General features: G+C 64.3%; 16 protein-coding genes. 8 read left to right on the top strand and 8 right to left on the bottom strand.

All coding sequences use genetic code 11. The features are described from left to right. Positions 1–40: 40 nt before the first annotated feature. The 3 genes from V1280_RS29645 to V1280_RS29635 form a co-directional block, all read right to left on the bottom strand. Positions 41–1,285: a flavin monoamine oxidase family protein gene (locus V1280_RS29645; protein ID WP_334532606.1), complete on the bottom strand. Its 1,245-nt coding sequence runs from the start codon at positions 1,283–1,285 to the stop codon at positions 41–43. A gap of 204 nt (positions 1,286–1,489) precedes the next feature. After that, a complete protein-coding gene (gene typA / locus V1280_RS29640) occupies positions 1,490–3,316 on the bottom strand; it encodes a translational GTPase TypA (protein ID WP_334532604.1) in 1,827 nt (608 codons plus the stop codon). Between the two features lie 291 nt (positions 3,317–3,607). Beyond that, a complete protein-coding gene (locus tag V1280_RS29635; protein ID WP_334532602.1) occupies positions 3,608–4,384 on the bottom strand; it encodes a Crp/Fnr family transcriptional regulator in 777 nt (258 codons plus the stop codon). A 190-nt stretch (positions 4,385–4,574) separates the two neighbouring features. On the opposite strand from V1280_RS29635, the gene V1280_RS29630 reads away from it, so the two are divergent. Beyond that, complete coding sequence (locus V1280_RS29630; protein ID WP_334532599.1) at positions 4,575–4,958, top strand: response regulator; 384 nt, start codon at positions 4,575–4,577, stop codon at positions 4,956–4,958. A 12-nt stretch (positions 4,959–4,970) separates the two neighbouring features. On the opposite strand, the gene V1280_RS29625 is transcribed toward V1280_RS29630, so the two are convergent. Together V1280_RS29625 and V1280_RS29620 are read right to left on the bottom strand one after the other, a co-directional pair. Then, on the bottom strand, positions 4,971–6,518 hold the full coding sequence (locus tag V1280_RS29625) for an alkaline phosphatase D family protein (protein ID WP_334532596.1): 1,548 nt from the start codon (positions 6,516–6,518) through the stop codon (positions 4,971–4,973). 108 nt (positions 6,519–6,626) lie between these two features. Then, positions 6,627–8,072, bottom strand: a complete 1,446-nt coding sequence (locus tag V1280_RS29620; protein WP_334532593.1) for a TAXI family TRAP transporter solute-binding subunit — start codon at positions 8,070–8,072, stop codon at positions 6,627–6,629. A gap of 151 nt (positions 8,073–8,223) precedes the next feature. Here V1280_RS29620 and V1280_RS29615 point away from each other — a divergent pair, with 151 nt between their 5' ends. Both V1280_RS29615 and V1280_RS29610 read left to right on the top strand, forming a co-directional pair. Then, entirely contained in the window at positions 8,224–8,526 is a 303-nt protein-coding gene (locus V1280_RS29615) for a 4a-hydroxytetrahydrobiopterin dehydratase (RefSeq protein ID WP_334532590.1), read from the top strand. 89 nt (positions 8,527–8,615) lie between these two features. Beyond that, positions 8,616–8,993, top strand: coding sequence for a YkvA family protein (locus V1280_RS29610; protein ID WP_334532587.1), 378 nt, complete (start codon positions 8,616–8,618; stop codon positions 8,991–8,993). Positions 8,994–9,004: 11 nt separating this feature from the next. Here the strand turns inward: V1280_RS29610 and V1280_RS29605 are convergent, their stop codons facing one another. The 3 genes from V1280_RS29605 to V1280_RS29595 all read right to left on the bottom strand — a co-directional run bounded on the left by V1280_RS29605 (position 9,005) and on the right by V1280_RS29595 (position 12,375). Then, positions 9,005–10,159: a TAXI family TRAP transporter solute-binding subunit gene (locus tag V1280_RS29605; RefSeq protein WP_334532584.1), complete on the bottom strand. Its 1,155-nt coding sequence runs from the start codon at positions 10,157–10,159 to the stop codon at positions 9,005–9,007. A gap of 18 nt (positions 10,160–10,177) precedes the next feature. Beyond that, the gene (locus tag V1280_RS29600) at positions 10,178–11,020 is read right to left on the bottom strand and encodes a hypothetical protein (protein WP_334532581.1); all 843 of its coding nucleotides are present in this window, start codon (positions 11,018–11,020) and stop codon (positions 10,178–10,180) included. Between the two features lie 380 nt (positions 11,021–11,400). Further along, positions 11,401–12,375: an NADPH:quinone oxidoreductase family protein gene (locus tag V1280_RS29595; RefSeq protein WP_334532578.1), complete on the bottom strand. Its 975-nt coding sequence runs from the start codon at positions 12,373–12,375 to the stop codon at positions 11,401–11,403. A 232-nt stretch (positions 12,376–12,607) separates the two neighbouring features. Here V1280_RS29595 and V1280_RS29590 point away from each other — a divergent pair, with 232 nt between their 5' ends. The 5 genes from V1280_RS29590 to V1280_RS29570 all read left to right on the top strand — a co-directional run bounded on the left by V1280_RS29590 (position 12,608) and on the right by V1280_RS29570 (position 17,107). Continuing rightward, on the top strand, positions 12,608–13,447 hold the full coding sequence (locus V1280_RS29590; RefSeq protein ID WP_334532575.1) for an SDR family oxidoreductase: 840 nt from the start codon (positions 12,608–12,610) through the stop codon (positions 13,445–13,447). 106 nt (positions 13,448–13,553) lie between these two features. Continuing rightward, positions 13,554–14,189, top strand: a complete 636-nt coding sequence (locus tag V1280_RS29585; protein WP_334532572.1) for an invasion associated locus B family protein — start codon at positions 13,554–13,556, stop codon at positions 14,187–14,189. 254 nt (positions 14,190–14,443) lie between these two features. Continuing rightward, positions 14,444–15,646, top strand: coding sequence for a 23S rRNA (adenine(2503)-C(2))-methyltransferase RlmN (gene rlmN / locus V1280_RS29580; RefSeq protein WP_334532569.1), 1,203 nt, complete (start codon positions 14,444–14,446; stop codon positions 15,644–15,646). Between the two features lie 134 nt (positions 15,647–15,780). After that, complete coding sequence (locus tag V1280_RS29575) at positions 15,781–16,275, top strand: hypothetical protein (protein ID WP_334532566.1); 495 nt, start codon at positions 15,781–15,783, stop codon at positions 16,273–16,275. Between the two features lie 55 nt (positions 16,276–16,330). Beyond that, positions 16,331–17,107, top strand: a complete 777-nt coding sequence (locus tag V1280_RS29570) for a phosphatase PAP2 family protein (protein ID WP_334532564.1) — start codon at positions 16,331–16,333, stop codon at positions 17,105–17,107. Positions 17,108–17,192: the final 85 nt, after the last annotated feature.

Below are 17,192 nucleotides of genomic sequence, written 5' to 3'. Positions count from 1 at the left end.
GGGACGACGCTGAAGGATGACGCCGCAGCGCGGCCGTTCGTTAACGCTTGCACAAAGCCGCCAGCACTTCCTTCGCCGCGCGCTCCCCACTGTCCCGCGCCCCATGCGCCGTCGTGAAAAAGGTTGGCGACGTCGCTTCTCCCGCGAAGAACAACCGTCCATCCACCGGCGCGGCCAGCACCGCACGGTCGCCGGCATGCCCGGGCAGCGCGTGCGAGTACGATCCTCTCGCAAAGGGATCATGCCCCCAGCGGGACTCGTACAGCGGCTTCAGCTTGCGGCGGATGTCGTTGCCGAGGAAGCCTGCGATTTCGTCGATGCTATGCGCGGCGATGGCGCCTTCGCCGGCGTTTTCCAAGGCGCGCGCAAAGCTGCCGCCGAAAAAGCCCTCGATGCAGGGCTGGCCGAACGGGCGGATGTGGTAGGTGCCCATCTCGGTGCGCATGGTGGCGCCGCGCAGATTGCCTTCCTTCGGGAAGGCTTCGGCATCGTCCAGCGCCAGTGTCACCTTGTCGTCGACGCCGAGCGGCAGGCCGCGCGCTGCGTCGACTTTGGCCGGCAACGGCGGCGAAAAGCGGATCGCTTCATCGGCGATGAGATTGGTCGGCACGGTGACAATCACCTTGTCCGCGGTCAACGTGCCCTGTGATGTTTCGATGCGAACGCGCTTGTTCGAATGATCGATCAGCGTGACGTTGCAGTTCAGCGCCACCCGGCAGGGCGCGCCATAGGCCGCGATGAGCGCGCCGTAGCCGCGGCGGACGCGCCAGTTGAGCTCGGTGTCCTCATAGGCGTCCCAGTCGAGCGTCGACATGTCCTTGAGTTCGCAGCCGTTGATGTAGGTCGAGACCGCGTCGATCATGGGATTCCAGCGATTGCCGGGCTCGAGGCTCAGGCTCGCGGGCTCGTCCTTGCCCTTCTGCGCGGCTTGCCAGAGGCGCTCGTAGAACGCGTCCATCGCGCGCATGAAATCGTCGCGCTCGCTTTGCGGAAACGCATTGCCATAGGCGCGCTCGCGCCAGGGCGGCAGGTCCTTGTTGAGCTCGAAATCGAGTTGCCGCGCGATTGGAACGAAGGAGTTCTTGTCGGCCGAGTGCAGCCAGCCGCAGCCGACGTCGAAGGTGACGTCGGGCGAGGCCTGCACGGTCCAGGCGCGGCCGCCGAGCCGGTTGCGCGCCTCCAGCACGATCACGGAGAGGCCGGCGCCGTGCAGCGCGCGTGCCGCGCCAAGGCCGGCTGCACCGGCACCGATGATGGCGACTTCGACCGAGGAGGGGAAGGACATGGGTGGGCTCTAGCACGTTAGCTGGGCGCGCTGAAGCCGGGCAGATATGCAGCCCTCATGTCCCGGACGCGCTGCAGCGCCCTTGCGCTGCTGCGCAGAGCCGGGACCCAAAGGAGCGAAGGATACCGATAAAATTGCTGGGCCCCGGCTCAGCAGCGCATCACTGAGTGCTGCGCTGCGTCCGGGGCACGAGAGAGCGGATTCTTACGCCACCGCTTCCTTGGACTTTTCCGCGCGCTTGCGCTCGTTCGGGTCGAGGTGCTTCTTGCGCAGGCGGATCGACTTCGGGGTGACCTCGACGAGCTCGTCGTCCTCGATATAGGCGAGCGCCTTTTCGAGGGTCATGCGGATCGGCGGGGTCAGGCGCACGGCTTCGTCCTTCGACGTGGTGCGGATGTTGGTGAGCTGCTTGCCCTTGAGCACGTTGATCTCGAGATCATTGTCGCGGGTGTGCTCGCCGACGATCATGCCCTTGTAGACCTTCCAGCCGGGCTCAATCATCATCGGGCCGCGGTCTTCCAGCTTGAACATGGCGTAGGCCACCGCTTCGCCCTGGTCGTTGGAGATCAGGACGCCGTTGCGGCGGCCCTGGATCTCGCCCTTGTACGGGGCATAGCCGTGGAACAGGCGGTTCATGATCGCGGTGCCGCGGGTGTCGGTCAGCAGTTCGCCCTGGTAGCCGATCAGGCCACGGGTCGGCGCGTAGAACACGAGGCGCAGGCGGTTGCCGCCCGAAGGCTTCATCTCGACCAGCTCGGACTTGCGCTCGCTCATCTTCTGCACGACGACGCCGGAATGCTCCTCGTCGACGTCGATCACGACCTCCTCGATCGGCTCCATGGCGCCGCCGGTGGCTTCGTCCTTCTGGAACACGACGCGCGGGCGCGACACCGAGAGCTCGAAGCCTTCGCGGCGCATGGTCTCGATCAGGATCGCGAGCTGCAATTCGCCGCGGCCGGACACTTCCATCGCGTCCTTGTCGGCGGCCTCGACGACGCGCAGGGCGACGTTGCCTTCGGCTTCGCGCAAGAGGCGGTCGCGGATCATGCGGCTCGTCACCTTGTCGCCTTCAGTGCCTGCGAGCGGGGAGTTGTTGACGATGAACGACATCGACACGGTCGGCGGATCGATCGGCTGCGCCGGCAGCGGCACCTCGACGGTCGGGTCGCAGAAGGTATCGGCGACGGTGCCCTTGGTCAGGCCGGCAATGGCGACGATGTCGCCGGCTTCGGCTTCCTCGAGCGGCGTACGCTCGAGACCGCGGAACGCCAGGATCTTGGTGATGCGCCCGGTCTCGACCAGCTTGCCGTCGGCATGCAGCACCTTGACCTGCTGGTTCGGCTTGAGCACGCCGGACGAGATGCGGCCGGTGATGATGCGGCCGAGATAGGGATTGGCCTCAAGGATGGTGCCGATCATCCTGAACGGACCTTCCTCGACCTTCGGCGGTGCGACGTGACGCAGGATCAGGTCGAACAGCGGCTCCATGCCCTTGTCCTGCGGACCCTCGGGGCTCTCGGCCATCCAGCCCTGCTTGGCCGACCCGTACAGGATCGGGAAGTCGAGCTGCTCCTCGCTAGCGTCGAGCGCCGCGAACAGGTCGAACACCTCGTTGATGACTTCGGTCGGGCGCGCGTCGGGACGGTCGACCTTGTTGATGACGACGATCGGCTTGAGGCCGACCTTGAGCGCCTTGGAGACCACGAATTTGGTCTGCGGCAGCGGGCCTTCGGCGGCGTCGACCAGCACCAGCGCGCCGTCCACCATGTTCAGGATGCGCTCGACCTCGCCGCCGAAATCGGCGTGGCCAGGAGTGTCGACGATGTTGACGCGGGTGTCCTTCCACTGCACCGAGGCCGCCTTGGCCAAAATGGTGATGCCGCGCTCACGCTCCAGATCGTTGGAGTCCATGGCGCGATCCGTCACCTTCTGGTTCTCGCGGAACGTGCCGGACTGCTGGAGGAGCTTGTCGACGAGGGTCGTTTTGCCGTGGTCGACGTGGGCGATGATGGCGACGTTACGAAGATTCATGAGTGAGCTTCTTTGCGGTCGGACAATGGGTTAAGCGCGATCTCGCCGGTCAAGCCGGGACCTCTTCACGGATAACGCTGGAAACGTGGAAAACGGGGCCTGCTACGCCCAAAAAGGAAACCCGGCCATATTGACCGGGAGCCCTACGCGTTTGCGGCGCAATATAGGGAAAAAACGCCAAAAAACAATGCGTTCTTTCGGGGTTGGTTGACTGAATTTTGTCCGGGAATCCCCGGAGCTTAAGCGATCCCGGACCAAATCGGCCCTTTATCCCGGGGGTGGCGGCCGCGATCAGCCCTGAGCCGAGCTGCGGTCGGCTTCCTCGGTCGGATAGACCCCCCGCAGCACCTCCTCGAAGTGCATCTTGACGGCGTCGTTGCAGAGGCAGGCGCGCAAGCGCAGGCCGTCATGGTTGCGGACCAGGATCGAGCCGCGCCGCGTGTCGAGCACGCCTTCGGCCTTGAACGATTGCAGCACGCGGCTGGCATAGCTGCGCCCCACCCCGAGCAATGTGGCGAGCTGCTCATGCGTCAGCGGCACGCTGCTCGCGTCGCCGGTCCGCTCCATCGCCGCCAAAATCCATTTTGCCGTGCGTTGCTCGATCGAGTGGATGGCGTTGCAGGCGGTCGACTGGAAAATCTGCGCCAGCATGCAATCGGCATAGCGGGCGAAGATGTTGCGCAGCGACGGCGAGCGCGCCTTGGCCGCCTCCAGCTTGGCGACATTGATGCGCGCAAAGGGTCCGCCGAATTTCACGCAGATGCGGGTATACGCCGGCAAAAATCCTTCGCTGACGATGCCGCCCACCGCGCCTTCGCGGCCGACCAGAACGGTCTCGACATCGCGACCGTCTTCGTTGGAAACGAGAAACGTCGCGAGCGCCGGCCCGCAGGGAAAGTGCACGATTTGGACATCGTCACCGGGACTGTAGAGCAGATGGTTCGCGCCGACGTCGTCAACAGCAACGTGCGGTGCGAGCAGCGCATAATCCGCCGCGTTCAAGCGGCGCAGCAGATTATTGGCGGGGCGGCTCTCGACCTCGTTTGCCTTGCTGATACGCGCATCCATCGCAAATCCCCTGCTCTCCTTTCCGACACTAGCCAGTTCCGTCCGTCGGTTGTGTGCACATGTGGACAGACGTCCAAACTGTTCTGTGGTGAGTTTCGTTCCGGGAACCCTCCGATGCGCTGGGCGCAGGCATCGGCATGCGGTTGTCCAGATCGGTAAAAACATGCAGCCCTCGATAGCAGCCAGGATCATGATACCTGCCTCCCCGGACGGCTCGGCCGCCATCCCTGCCGATGTTCTGATCGTCGAGGACGATCCGATCATCGCCATCGATTTCGAGGATCGTCTGCTCGGCTTTGGTGTCACGAGCGTGCGCACCGTGGGCTCGGTGGCGCAGGCGCTGAATGCGATCAATGCACGCGCGCCCGATTTCGCGCTGCTTGATGTCGAATTGATCCGCGAGAAGAGCTTTGCGATCGCCGAGCGGCTCGCAGCCCTGAAAATTCCCTTTGTCTTCGTCACCGGCTACGGCGCGGAGACCAGCATCCCTGCGCAATTTGCTGCACGTCCGCGGCTGCAAAAGCCGTGCTCCAGCGATGCGCTGGAGGCGGCGTTGCAGGCGCGTGGCACCTGACGGCGATTTAGCTCAGGCGAGCTTTGGATCGAGCGTCGTCGACCATAGTGCGACGTCGGCGCGGTCGCGCAGCGTCACGATCATCTGACCCGAGGCACCGTCGATCTTGACGTGACCGAAGAACTGCATGCCGGCGGACGGCGGCAGGTTCTGCTTGTCGAGGCCGGGCGCCTTGATGAAGCGCACGTCGGGGCCGAAGGTGTTGTCGAGCTCGTTCGGACCGAACGTTCCGGCGTGCAGCGGACCCGAGACGAATTCCCAGAACGGCTCGAAATCCTGGAATTGCGCCTTGTTCGGATCGTAATAATGCGCGGCGGCGTAGTGCACGTCCGCCGTCAGCCACACCGTGTTCTTGATCGGCGCCATCTTGATGAAGCGCAGGATGTCGGCGATCTCGAGCTCGCGGCCACGCGCCGGGCCGTCGCCTTGCGCGAAAGCTTCCGAGCCTTTCTTGTTGGTGGCATCGTCATAAACGATCAGGCTGAGCGGCATGTCGGAGGCGATCACCTTCCATGTCGCGCGCGAGTTAAGCAGGCCGCGCTTCAGCCAGGCCATCTGTTCGGGCCCAAGGAAATAGCTGGCCGGGCCGTAGTCCGTCTCGAGGTTGGCGCCGTTCGGGCCGCGATAGCTGCGCTCGTCGAGCACGAACACGTCGAGATGCGGACCGTAGGAGATCTGGCGATAGACCCGGCCCGGCTCGACGATGCTTTCGCGCATTGGATACATCTCGTGGAAGGCGCGGCCCGCGCGCGCCGCGAGCAGCGAGATGTCGCGCACCTTGTAGGTCGCCGGCAGGTCCTTCGACAGCGACCAGTTGTTGGTCACCTCGTGATCGTCCCACTGCACGAAGATCGGCACCTCGGCATTGAAGGCGCGGACATTGTCGTCGGTGAAATTATATTTGTGCGCGGCGCGGTACTCGTCCAGCGTCTCGGCGACCTTGGCCTTTTCGGGGATCGTGAGGTTCTTCCAGATCTTGCCGTCGGCAAGCTTGACCTCGGAGGGGATCACGCCGTCGGCGTAGATGGTGTCGCCGGAATGCAGCAGGAAATCCGGCCGGTGTTTCCGCATGGCCGAGAAGGTGATCATGCCGCCGTCATCGGGATTGATGCCCCAGCCCTGGCCGGCGACGTCGCCGCCCCAGACGAAGCTGACGTCGCGGCGGTCGGCCGGCGCGGTGCGGAAGCGGCCGACCACCGGCTCGCCCTCGATCGCGGTGTGGGAGAGATCGCGGAAGCGGACGCGGTAGAAGATGTCCTGTCCGCCCGGCAGATTGTCCACCAGCATCTTCGCGGTGAAGTCGCTCTCGGGCAGGGCCGCGATCGGCGGCAGCGCGCGGGCGTCCTTGAACGATTCCGTCGTCGCCACCTCGACCAGCATCTGCGCGGGCCGGTCGGTGCGCGCCCAGACCACGCCACCGTCGACGGTGACGTCGCCGGACTGCACGCCGTGGGTGACTGCAGGCCGGTCGGCCGCGCGCGACAGATGCGGCATCGCGATCGCGCCGAGCGCACCGGCGCTGGTGGTGAGGAAACGACGGCGGGAGAATTTGATCTTCATGGCGATGCTCTCGATATCGCGCGGCGGGCCCGCCGAGGTGGCGGTCGCCAGGATGAAGTCCGACGCTATATTGAGACAATGTGACGCGGCAATTACGCGCGCAAGCGTTTATGCGTTGCCGGCGGCCCGAAATTGCGCGCCGGTGCGTTGCAGGTTCTGCGGCAGGCTGAACAGCACCGCCTTGCGGTCGGCAACCGCAGTGTGGAACTGGTCGAGCACGATGTTGAAGGCGGTCAGCGCGCCTTCCTCGATGGCGCCGTGATCGTAGCAGCGCAACGTGTCGCGCAGGATCTCGTCGGCCTCGGTCTGCATCTGGTCGAGCTCTTCGCTCGTCTCGCTCTTGCGGGCGGCGGCGAGCATGTCGAGCAGGCGGTCCCGCAGATGGCTGTTGTTGTCGCGCTCGTCCTTCTTCAGATAACCCGCGAACCATGCACCGATCGAACCCGTGGCCGAGAGCGCCATCAGGCTCCACCAGATGTAATCGCTGTACTTGTCGAGGAAGGTTTTCTCCTCGCCGTCGACGAAGGCGGCCGCGCCCGGATGCACGGGGATCACCGCGTCCTTGTCGGTATCGGGCGTTTCGATCTTCGCGGCCTGCGGGAATTCGGTCAGCAATTGCTGGCGCACCGCGAAGAGCTGCCGGGTGAAGGCCGCAACCGTGGTCTCCGAGAGGCCTTTGCGCGCCACGATATGGTGCGAGAAGCTGATGGTCTTGACCTCGTCGTCGGGACGATCGGGCGAACCGCCATAGGTGCCTGCCGGAATTTCGGACGCTTCATAGACCGGATGGTTCTGCGCGATCGCATCCGCCGAATCGATTGCGAGGAAGGTCGGCGTGCCGCCATCCTTGGCGGAGGCGGCGATTGCGTCCGCCGTGATCTTGCTGTTGACGGGGCCGGCCGCAAGATAGGCGTCGGTTTTCTGGGCCTTGATGGCTTCGGCGACTTCGCTCGCCGGGAATTGCACGATCTCGACCTTGGCGGGATCGACGCCATATTGCTGCAGGATCACCTTGAGCAGATTGACGTTGGCCGGCGTGCGGCCGACCACGCCGACGCGATGGCCGGCAAGCTGCGCGATCTTGGTGATCTTCGCGCCCTTCTTTTTGCCCTTGCCGGGCACGGACCACAGCACTGCGACGTTCTTGCGCAGCGTCGCGACGGCTTGTGCGTTCTTGGGGACATCGAGATCGCCGCGCACGATGGCGAGATCGGTCTTGCCCTCCGCGAGCAGATCCGCGCTGGCGGTGGCGCCGTCGGTCTGGACCGGGCGCAGCCGCACAAAGCCTTTGCTCTGCGCAAAGGCCTGCGTCAGGGCGTGCACCACCTTGACGTCGTCGCTGTTGGCGGGACCGACCGCGATCTTCAGCGTCACCGGTCGCATCGCGAAGTAATAGCCGCCGACAAGCGCACCGATGATTGCAAACACCAGCGCCAGAGACACGAGCGCCGTCTTCCGCGCCGCGGATCGCGGCGAAGGCGGAGAGGGCGTTTCGGCCAGGTTCGAGTCCCCGGTCATCGATCTCCCAAACAGGCGCTTCAGGCTCAGTTTCATCTTGGCCGGCGATTTACGCCCGCAATTGTAGCAAATTTCTTGTTCCGCGGGGTTACATCTCCGTCATGGTTAGCGGATCGGCCAAATCCCGTCTGAACCCGGGGCGTAAGCACGGTGTTAGGGTAAAGTTCCCCTGAAAACGGAGGTCATCATGGCAGAGCTTCTATCGGCGGACGCACGCAAGCAGGCGCTGGGCGGTATCCCGGGCTGGGCTGAGGTCCAGGACGGCAAAGGGATCGGGAAGACCTTTGTGTTCAAGGATTTCAACGAGGCTTTTGGCTTCATGACCCGCGCAGCGCTGGTTGCCGAGAAGATGGATCACCACCCCGAATGGCGCAATGTCTACAAGACAGTAGAGGTGATCCTGTCGACCCATGACGCCGGTGGCGTCACCAGGCTCGACATCGAGCTCGCAACGGCGATGAACGCGATTGCCAAGCTGACGCAGGGCTGACGCCTTGCGGGCCCGAGCCGCATCCCCATCTTGTGATCGTCGTCGGATGCGGCCTTCAGCCGCGCCGGGTTGAGCTGGAGTTTCCAAAGATGGCTGCCGAGCACAGCGTCGGCTTCGAGCCGGCCGATCGGCTCGCGGAAGATCGTGAAAGCGTGCGCCGCCGCTTCTGGCGCAAGCTGAAGCGCGTCGTCGCGCATCTGCCGTTCGCCGAAGATCTGCTTGCCGCCTATTACTGCGCGTTCGACCGGCAGACGCCGCGCCATGTCCAGGCGTCGCTGCTCGGTGCGATCGCCTATTTCATCCTGCCGTTCGACTTCATCCCCGACGTGATGCCGGTCCTCGGCTTCACCGATGACGCCGCCGTGCTCGCCACCGCCATTCGCATGGTCGCGAGCCACATCACATCAGAGCACCGCGACGCGGCCCGCGCCGCGCTGAAGCGCGGAGTGGATGAGGTGGAGCAATAGCGCGCCACCCGCTACTTCTTCTCCGCCCGCGCCTTCTCCGCGTCCCACGCCTGGAATTGCCTGAACAGCGTTTCCCTGTCTGCGTCGGACACCTTTGCGGCCGTGGGGCTCTGCTTTAAAAATGCCTCGAAGCGCTGTTGCGTCACCGGCTCGACGCCGTGCCGGTCGAGCCATTGCTGCGCCACCGGCAACCTGTTCCAGCCGGACAGGGGCGCCGCGAGCGAAACCTCCTTCCATTTGGGATGGAACGGCGGGTTCTGCAGCGCGGGGAATTTGGTGAAGAACGCGTCAACGAAAAGCGCAATCTTGCGATAGCGCTCGGTGTTGGGCGCCCAATTATAGGCCGCGAGCACGGCGGGCACCGCGATGGTGTCCACGCTCTCACCGTCCTTGATCAGGTTGGGGTAGTCCTTAGGCGTCAGCGTCGCCGGCAGATAGTCGTTCTGGAGCGGCTTGGCATAGTCGACCTTTGCGAGGTGAAAGCGGCCGTCATTGCCGAAGGTCGAGACCGATTTGTACGGCTTGCCGCCGACCACGATTACGGCATCGATCTCGCCGGCCTTCAGCTTCTCCATCGCGATGCGCTGCTCGACATAGACGAACTTGGCCTTGATTCCGAGCCGTTCGAACACGGTGAGCGCGGTGACGAAGGTGCCGCCGTTCGGCAGGTCGACGCTCACCGTCTTGCCCTCGAGGTCTTTCAGCGTCGCGACCGATTTCGGCGCGATCACCTGCATCTCTTCATTGTAGAGTTTCGTCACATAGGTGAACTGCCGCTTGATGTCTTTCGCAAAGCCCTTGCGTTCGAGATAGTCGAGCGTGTCGGCGCGCACCACGCCGAGATCGACGCCCTGCAAGAACAGGATGTCGGCGACGCTCTGCACCGAGCCGCGGCCGACGATCGGCAGCACGCGGATCTTGTTGCCGTCGTCGAGCACGGAGGCGAGGTCGGCGCCGAATTGCACATAGGTGCCGCCGATCGTGCCGGTGATCAGCGTGACCGTGTTGGCGTTCAGCGCCTGCTTGGTCGAGGTCGAGCCGAACTGGAAGATCGCCTTCAGGCCGTCCGAGACTTTTGCCGGATCATATTCGGTCTGTTCGGCGCGTGCCGCGAAGGCACAGATGGTCATGATGGCGGCAAGCGCCATTCCCAAAGCGTTACGCATGATGTCCCCTGAAGTGGTCTAGTTCGAGAGAAGAGCGAGGCGCTGTTCCGCCTCGGACGATCCGAGCGCTGCGGCTTTCTGATACCAGTCACGCGCCGCGGCAGCGTCGGCATTGACGCTTCGCGTGTCGCGTGTGCCGAGCACCGCCGGATCATAGGTTTGCGCCAGCAGGAGTGCCGCCGTTGCATCCTGTGCATTGGCCGCGCGTTCGAGCAGCAAGCGGGCTGCAACGATATCGCCGATCTTCAACAGGCTCTTCGCGCGCGTCATCAGCCCGGCCAGCGTGTCGGCGTCGAGCGTCTTGGCGGGCGGAGGGGGTGCAGGTGGCGCCGCGACGGGTGCGGGCGCGGGTGCCTGGGCTTGCAGCGCCGTCTGATAGGCGGTCGCAATCGCTTCGCGGCTCGGCGTTGACGGTGCAGGGATATCCTGCGTGTCGGCGCTCGCCAGTCTCGTGTTGGTCACACGGGCCGGATCCTTGAGCGGGGTCTGCGGTACGGCCGGCGCGCTGGCCGACGCCATGGCCTGGTCCGGCGCGATGCCCGCCCAGCTACCGGCATTGGCGGCCAAGAGGCCGCGAAAGTCGGACTGAAACAGTGTGACCAGAACTGCCAGGGTGGACGCCGCCAGAACGGCCGCGAGAGCACGCGGGACAATTCTGGAGCGCAACTCCACTGGCGCATATTCGCGCGGGTCCGGCGCACCGAGCGGATCGGACAAGAAGAGTGGAATTGGATCGTCCTGCGAAAGATCGGCCCGCGCGGCGCGCGCACGGATAAAGGACGCGGTCGGCGGATGTGATGCGGCTCGATTGGAGTCGAACGCCCTCGACTCCTTCGACGGGCGATACGCCGTCGTCTCCATGGTGATGCTCCCCATTACTACGCAACGCAGGGGCATTCCCGGCTTCAGTTTTCTTGCTTTTGTCCAGAAGTGTCCCGCAAATGGAACCGGTAAAACGCAGTTTGAATCAGCCCAAAAAACGACGGCGGTTTGCGCGAATCGGGAAATAGTTGGGTTTGATTAGGGCGGTGCAGGGGAATGCACCGCAATTTCGGCGGCGATGGTTGACGGGGATACAACCAGCACACTGTCATGCCCCGGCTTGACCGGGGCATCCAGTACGCCACGGCCCATCGATTGAGCCACGACCGTCTCGGAGTACTGGATCGCCCGGTCCTGATGCGCAATTGCGCATAAGGCCGGGCGATGACAGTTGAGTATGTGGCGACAGCACTGCATCCTCACGGGTGCAAGATCACCTTGCCCATGGCCTGGCGTCCCGCCAGCACCTTCAATGCGTCGGCGGTCTGCGCCAGCGGGAAGGTGCGGTCGACATGGGAGGAGATCTTTCCTTCCGCGGTCCACTTCACGAGCTTCTCGAGATTGGCGCGGTTCTTCTCCGGATTCTGCCGGGTCCAGGCGCCCCAGAACACGCCGCGGATGTCGCAGCCCTTCAGCAGCGCGAGGTTCAGCGGCATCTTCGGGATGTCGCCGGCGGCAAAGCCGATCACGAGGAAGCGGCCTTCCCAGGCAATCGAGCGCAGCGCCTGCTCGGCATAGGCGCCGCCCACCGGATCGAAGATGATGTCGACGCCCTTGCCGCCGGTGAGCTTTCGCAAGCCTTCCTTCAGATCTTCCTTGCCGTAGTTCAGCGTCAGCTCGGCGCCGTGGGCCTTCGCGAATTCGAGCTTCTCGTCCGACGAGGCGCAGGCGATGACCTTCAGGCCCATCAGCTTGCCGAGCTCGCAGGCAGCGAGGCCGGTGCCGCCGGCAGCGCCGAGCACCGCGAGCGTCTCGCCCGGCTTCGGGCTCGCGCGATCTTCCAGCGCATGCAGTGCGGTGCCGTAGATGATGATGATGCCGGCCGCGCGGTCATAGTCGAGATTGTCGGGAATCTTCACGATTCCTGCCGCCGGCAGCGCGATCTTTTCGCGCGCGCCGTTATGGCCGCAGGAGGCAACTACGCGATCGCCGACCTTGAGGTCAGTGACACCAGGACCGATGCTCTCGATCACGCCCGAGACTTCAGCGGCCGGCGAGAACGGGAACGGCGGCTTGATCTGGTATTTGCCCTGAATCATCAGGATGTCGAAGAAGTTCAGCGCCGCCGCCTTGATCGCGATCACGGCTTCGCCGGGACCGGCCACCGGATCCGGCACGTCAGCGAGCACGAGATCGTCGGGCTGGCAATATTGCGAGCAGAGGATGGCTTTCATGGCGGCACCTTCTTGAGAGAACTTGGCGTTTCAGCGAATTATAGTTTGGCCGTTTCTGCCGGATTTAGCTCGGTCCGACAATCCGGATTCTTTGCTCGATGCTATGTTCGGCCTATCCTCCCGTCATTGCGAGCGCAGCGAAGCAATCCAGACTATTTCCGCAGGACGGATTCTGGATTGCTTCGCTTCGCTCGCAATGACGGCGTGTGTGGAAACAGCGAGGATTCAAACGATGTTTGAAACAGGTCTGCTCAGGGATAAGCGTATCCTCGTCACCGGCGGCGGCTCCGGCCTCGGCGCCGCGATGGGGCGCCGCTTTCTCGCGCTCGGCGCTGAGCTCATCATCTGCGGCCGCAAGCTCGACCGGCTCGACGCAACCGCGAGCGAGATGCGCGCGCAGACCGACGGCAAGGTCACGACCATCGCGTGCGATGTTCGCGATGGTGCAGCCGTCGACAACATGATGGATGCGATCTGGCGCGAGGCACCGCTCGACATCCTCGCCAACAATGCTGCCGCGACCTTCATCGCGCAGAGCGAGCATCTGTCGTTCCGCGCCGCGGACGCGATCCTCGCGCCGACGCTGCATGGCGCGATGTACTGCACGCTCGCCGCCGGCAAGCGCTGGATCGACGGCAAGCACAACGGCGTCGTGCTTTCGATCCTCTCGACCTCGACCATCACCGGTCGCGCCTTCACGGTTCCCTCGGCGATGGCGAAATCGGCGGTGCTGGCGATGACCAAAAGCCTCGCGGTGGAGTGGGGTCCGAAGGGCATCCGCACCGTCGCGATCGCACCGGGGCCGTTCCCGACCGCCGGCGCATCGGGCCAGCTCCGCCCCGAGGGCCGCGACGAAGGCTGGACCGCACGAAACCCGATGGGGCGCACCGGCGAGCACAGCGAGCTCGCCGATCTCGCCAGCTTCCTGGTCTCGGACCGCGCCGGCTATATCAACGGTGAGATGGTGGTGATCGACGGTGGCGCCCATTTGCGCAGTTCCGGCGCCGAGGATTTGTTGCGCTGGACCGAGGCACAATGGGCCGAGCAGCGCGCCGCGCGATCCAAAGGCTGACCCGCTAACTGCCTTCCCAAATTGGACTTTCCCGGTTATCCCTGCGACGGGGACAAAGCACGGCCGGGCCATCTTCCAGTCACAATATTGAGGGAACCACTCCAGCATGTGGCGGGTGCTGATTTTAGCTTTGATGACTGGCGTGACAGCCTGTGGAATCACCGATTCCGCGTGGGCGCAGACGACGCAACCGGCGCCGAAGGCGGCGGCCAAGCCAGCCGCTGCCGCCGCCAAGACGGCAGCCAAGCCCGAGAGCAAGCCGGCGGCCGTTCCCGCGGCGGTTGCGGGTGGCGCGGAGCCGACCCTGATCGGCCAGTTCGGCACCTGGGGCGCCTATTCGGCGACGCCCAACGGCAAGAAGGTCTGCTTTGCGCTGGCCAAGCCCTCGTCGTCGAAGACCAATCCGCCGAACCGGCCACGCGATCCCGCCTATGCCTTCGTCTCGACCCGCCCGGCCGAGAAGGTGAACAACGAAGTCTCGGTCATGATCGGCTATGCGCTGAAGCCGGGCTCGGAATCCTCCGTCGAGGTCGGTGGCGCTGCGTTTGCGATGTACACGCAGGGCGACGGCCTTTGGATCAAGAATGCAGCCGAGGAGGAGCGGATGGTCGAGGCCATGCGCAAATCCGCCGATCTCGTGGTCAAGGGCGTCTCGGCCAAGGGGACGGAGACGACCGACACGTTCTCGCTGAAGGGCCTCGCCCAGGCGCTCGACCGGATTTCGCAAGACTGCCGACGATAAGACTGCCGACGATAAGATTGCAGGCGTTAAGGCTGCGGGCTCAAGCCTTTAGGGCTAAGCAACAGCCACGGTCGCAATCGGCGGTTCCGGTTGCTATATTAGGGGTATCCCAAAGGTACAGCCGTCATGGCCGGGCTGGAGCGCGAAGCGCGTCTTCGCATCAGATGTCCCGGCCATCCACGTGCTAGCCACGGGCGAAAAGAACGTGGATGCCCGGGACGAGCCCGGGCATGACGAGAGATATCAGGCAACCAATGCAACCGACGACCGAGCCGCGCGACGCAATCCTGGTGGAGAAGACTCCACTCGAAACCTATGTGCCGCCGGCGAAGCCATCGCTGATCGGTCTGTCGCGCACCGAGCTTGCCGATCGCCTCGGCGAGATCGGCGTCGCGCCCGCGCAGCGCAAGATGCGCGTGCAGCAATTGTGGCACTGGATGTATTTCCGCGGTGCCCAGAGCTTCGACGACATGACCTCGGTCTCGAAGGGCATTCGCGCCGAACTGGCGCAGCATTTCACGGTTGACCGGCCCGAAGTCGTGGCCGAGCAGATATCCAACGACGGCACGCGCAAATGGCTGCTGCGGCTGCCGAGCGGCGACAATGTCGAGAAGGCGCATGAAGTCGAGTGCGTCTACATCCCCGAGACCGATCGCGGCACGCTCTGCGTCTCCTCGCAGGTCGGCTGCACCTTGAATTGCTCGTTCTGCCACACCGGCACGCAGCGCCTGGTGCGCAACCTCACCGCCGGCGAGATCGTGGGCCAGATCATGGTCGCGCGCGATCGCCTCAATGATTGGGCCGACCGCGAGGACGGCACGCGCCGCGTCACCAACATCGTGATGATGGGCATGGGCGAGCCGCTCTATAATTTCGATGCGGTGCGCGATGCACTGCTGATCGTCGGCGACAATGAAGGCATCGGCATCTCCCGCCGTCGCATCACGCTGTCGACCTCGGGCGTGGTGCCGAACATCGTGCGCGCCGGCGAGGAGATCGGCGTCATGCTCGCGATCTCGCTGCATGCGGTGCGCGATGAGCTGCGCAACGAGCTGGTGCCGCTCAATCGCAAATATCCGATCAAGGAGCTGCTGCAGGCCTGCCGCGACTATCCCGGCGCCTCCAATGCGCGCCGCATCACTTTCGAATATGTGATGCTCAAGGGCGTCAACGATTCGCTCGACGATGCAAAGCTGCTGGTGAAGTTGCTCAAGGGCATTCACGCCAAGATCAATCTGATCCCGTTCAATCCCTGGCCTGGCACGGCTTATGAATGCTCGGACTGGGACCAGATCGAAAAATTCTCCGAATACATCTTCAACGCCGGCTATTCCTCGCCGGTGCGCACCCCGCGCGGCCGCGACATCCTCGCCGCCTGCGGCCAGCTCAAGTCGGAGACGGAAAAGCTGTCCGCCCGTGAACGCCAGGCGTTGCGCGCCATGGCGATGACGGATTAGCCAGATATGTGCGCGCTCTCGCCTCCTCGTCATTGCGAGTGAAGCGAAGCAATCCAGACTGTCACTGCGGAAGCACTCTGGATTGCTTCGTCGCAAGTGCTCCTCGCAATGACGGCAGTGGTAGTTTTGGTGTCATGTCCCTGATCGGCCGCCTCATCGTCATCTTCATCGGCTTTCTCGCCGCCTGTTTCGTCGGTGGCATGATCGTCGTTGGCGCGCTGCTGTTTCCGGAATTTTCCGATCTCGGCGCCGGTCCGGTCGACCAGGGCACGATCGACATCCTGCTCGGCTTCGGCTTTATCTTCGTCTCGGGCTTCGCGCTGGTGCCGGCCGCGGTGATCGTCGCGGTGACCGAAGCGCTCTATATCCGCAGTGCGCTCGCCTATGCCGTCTGTGGCGGCGTGGTTGGGCTTGCCTGCTATCTCGGCCTCGTTCCCTTCCACTCCGACACGTTGCAATTCGAAGGCATCGTGCGGCGTCATCTCGAGATCATGACCGGCGCGGGCATTGTCGCAGGCGTCGCCTACTGGCTGGTCGCCGGCCGCAATGCCGGCGCCTGGCGCCAGCCGCCGCCCCCGCTCCAGCCGCCTCCGCCGCTGCCGTTGAATTCAAGGCCGGACGCGCGGTGAGCCGCGCCCGATTCCGGGGTTTTCATCCTCGCTTGCCTCCGCTAAACCGCGCGCCATGAACCGTACCGGACTCTTCATCGCCCTGGCGCTGTGGCTCGTGATCGGCGTCGTTTTCGGCCTCTATCCCGAGCTCGATCTCAAGCTCGCCGCGCTGTTCTTCGATCCTGATACCAAAACCTTTCCGCTCAAGCTGAACGGCTGGGCCGGCATTGCGCGAGACGCTGCGATGTGGGTCTCCTGGGCCTTCGTGCTGCCGTCGCTGGTCGCACTCGTGGTCAAGATGATCCGGCCCGATCGTCCCTTGATGGTGTCGGGGCGTGCGATCGTGTTCCTGCTCGTCACGATCATCCTGTCGGCCGGCATTCTCACCAACCTCACCTTCAAGACCTATTGGGGCCGGCCGCGACCGGTGGTGGTGACCGAGTTTGCCGGCGACCAGCAGTTCGTGGCGTGGTGGGATCCGCGCGGCGATTGTGCGCGCAATTGCTCGTTCTTCTCGGGCGAGGGTGCGACGGCGTTCTGGACCCTGGCGCCGGCTGCGCTGGCGCCACCGGCATGGCGGCCGCTCGCCTATGCCGGCGCGGTGGTGTTCGGCGCCACGACCAGCGGGCTCCGCATGGCCTTTGGCGGGCACTTCTTCACCGATGTCGCGACCGCGGGCCTCGTGACCTTCATCGTGATCTGGTTCGGCTATGCGCTGATCTACCGCTGGCCGCGGACCCGGTTTTCGGACGAGGCGGTCGATGCCGCCCTGACCCGGCTGAACATGCCTGCCTACCGGCTCCGCCTGCGCCTGTTCGGCGGCAAGACGGACCCCGCGCCGTCGATTTGAGCCATTAAATGCGTGCCGAGCCTCGCGAAATTTGATATTCGCGCGGTCAAACCACTAGCCATCAGCCCCTTGCCATCAGCCCCTT

This window comes from Bradyrhizobium sp. AZCC 2230 (genome assembly GCF_036924495.1).
Lineage (GTDB): Bacteria > Pseudomonadota > Alphaproteobacteria > Rhizobiales > Xanthobacteraceae > Bradyrhizobium > Bradyrhizobium rifense.
Note: the sequence above shows the minus strand (reverse complement) of the source record. Positions and strands in the feature narration are given on the sequence as shown.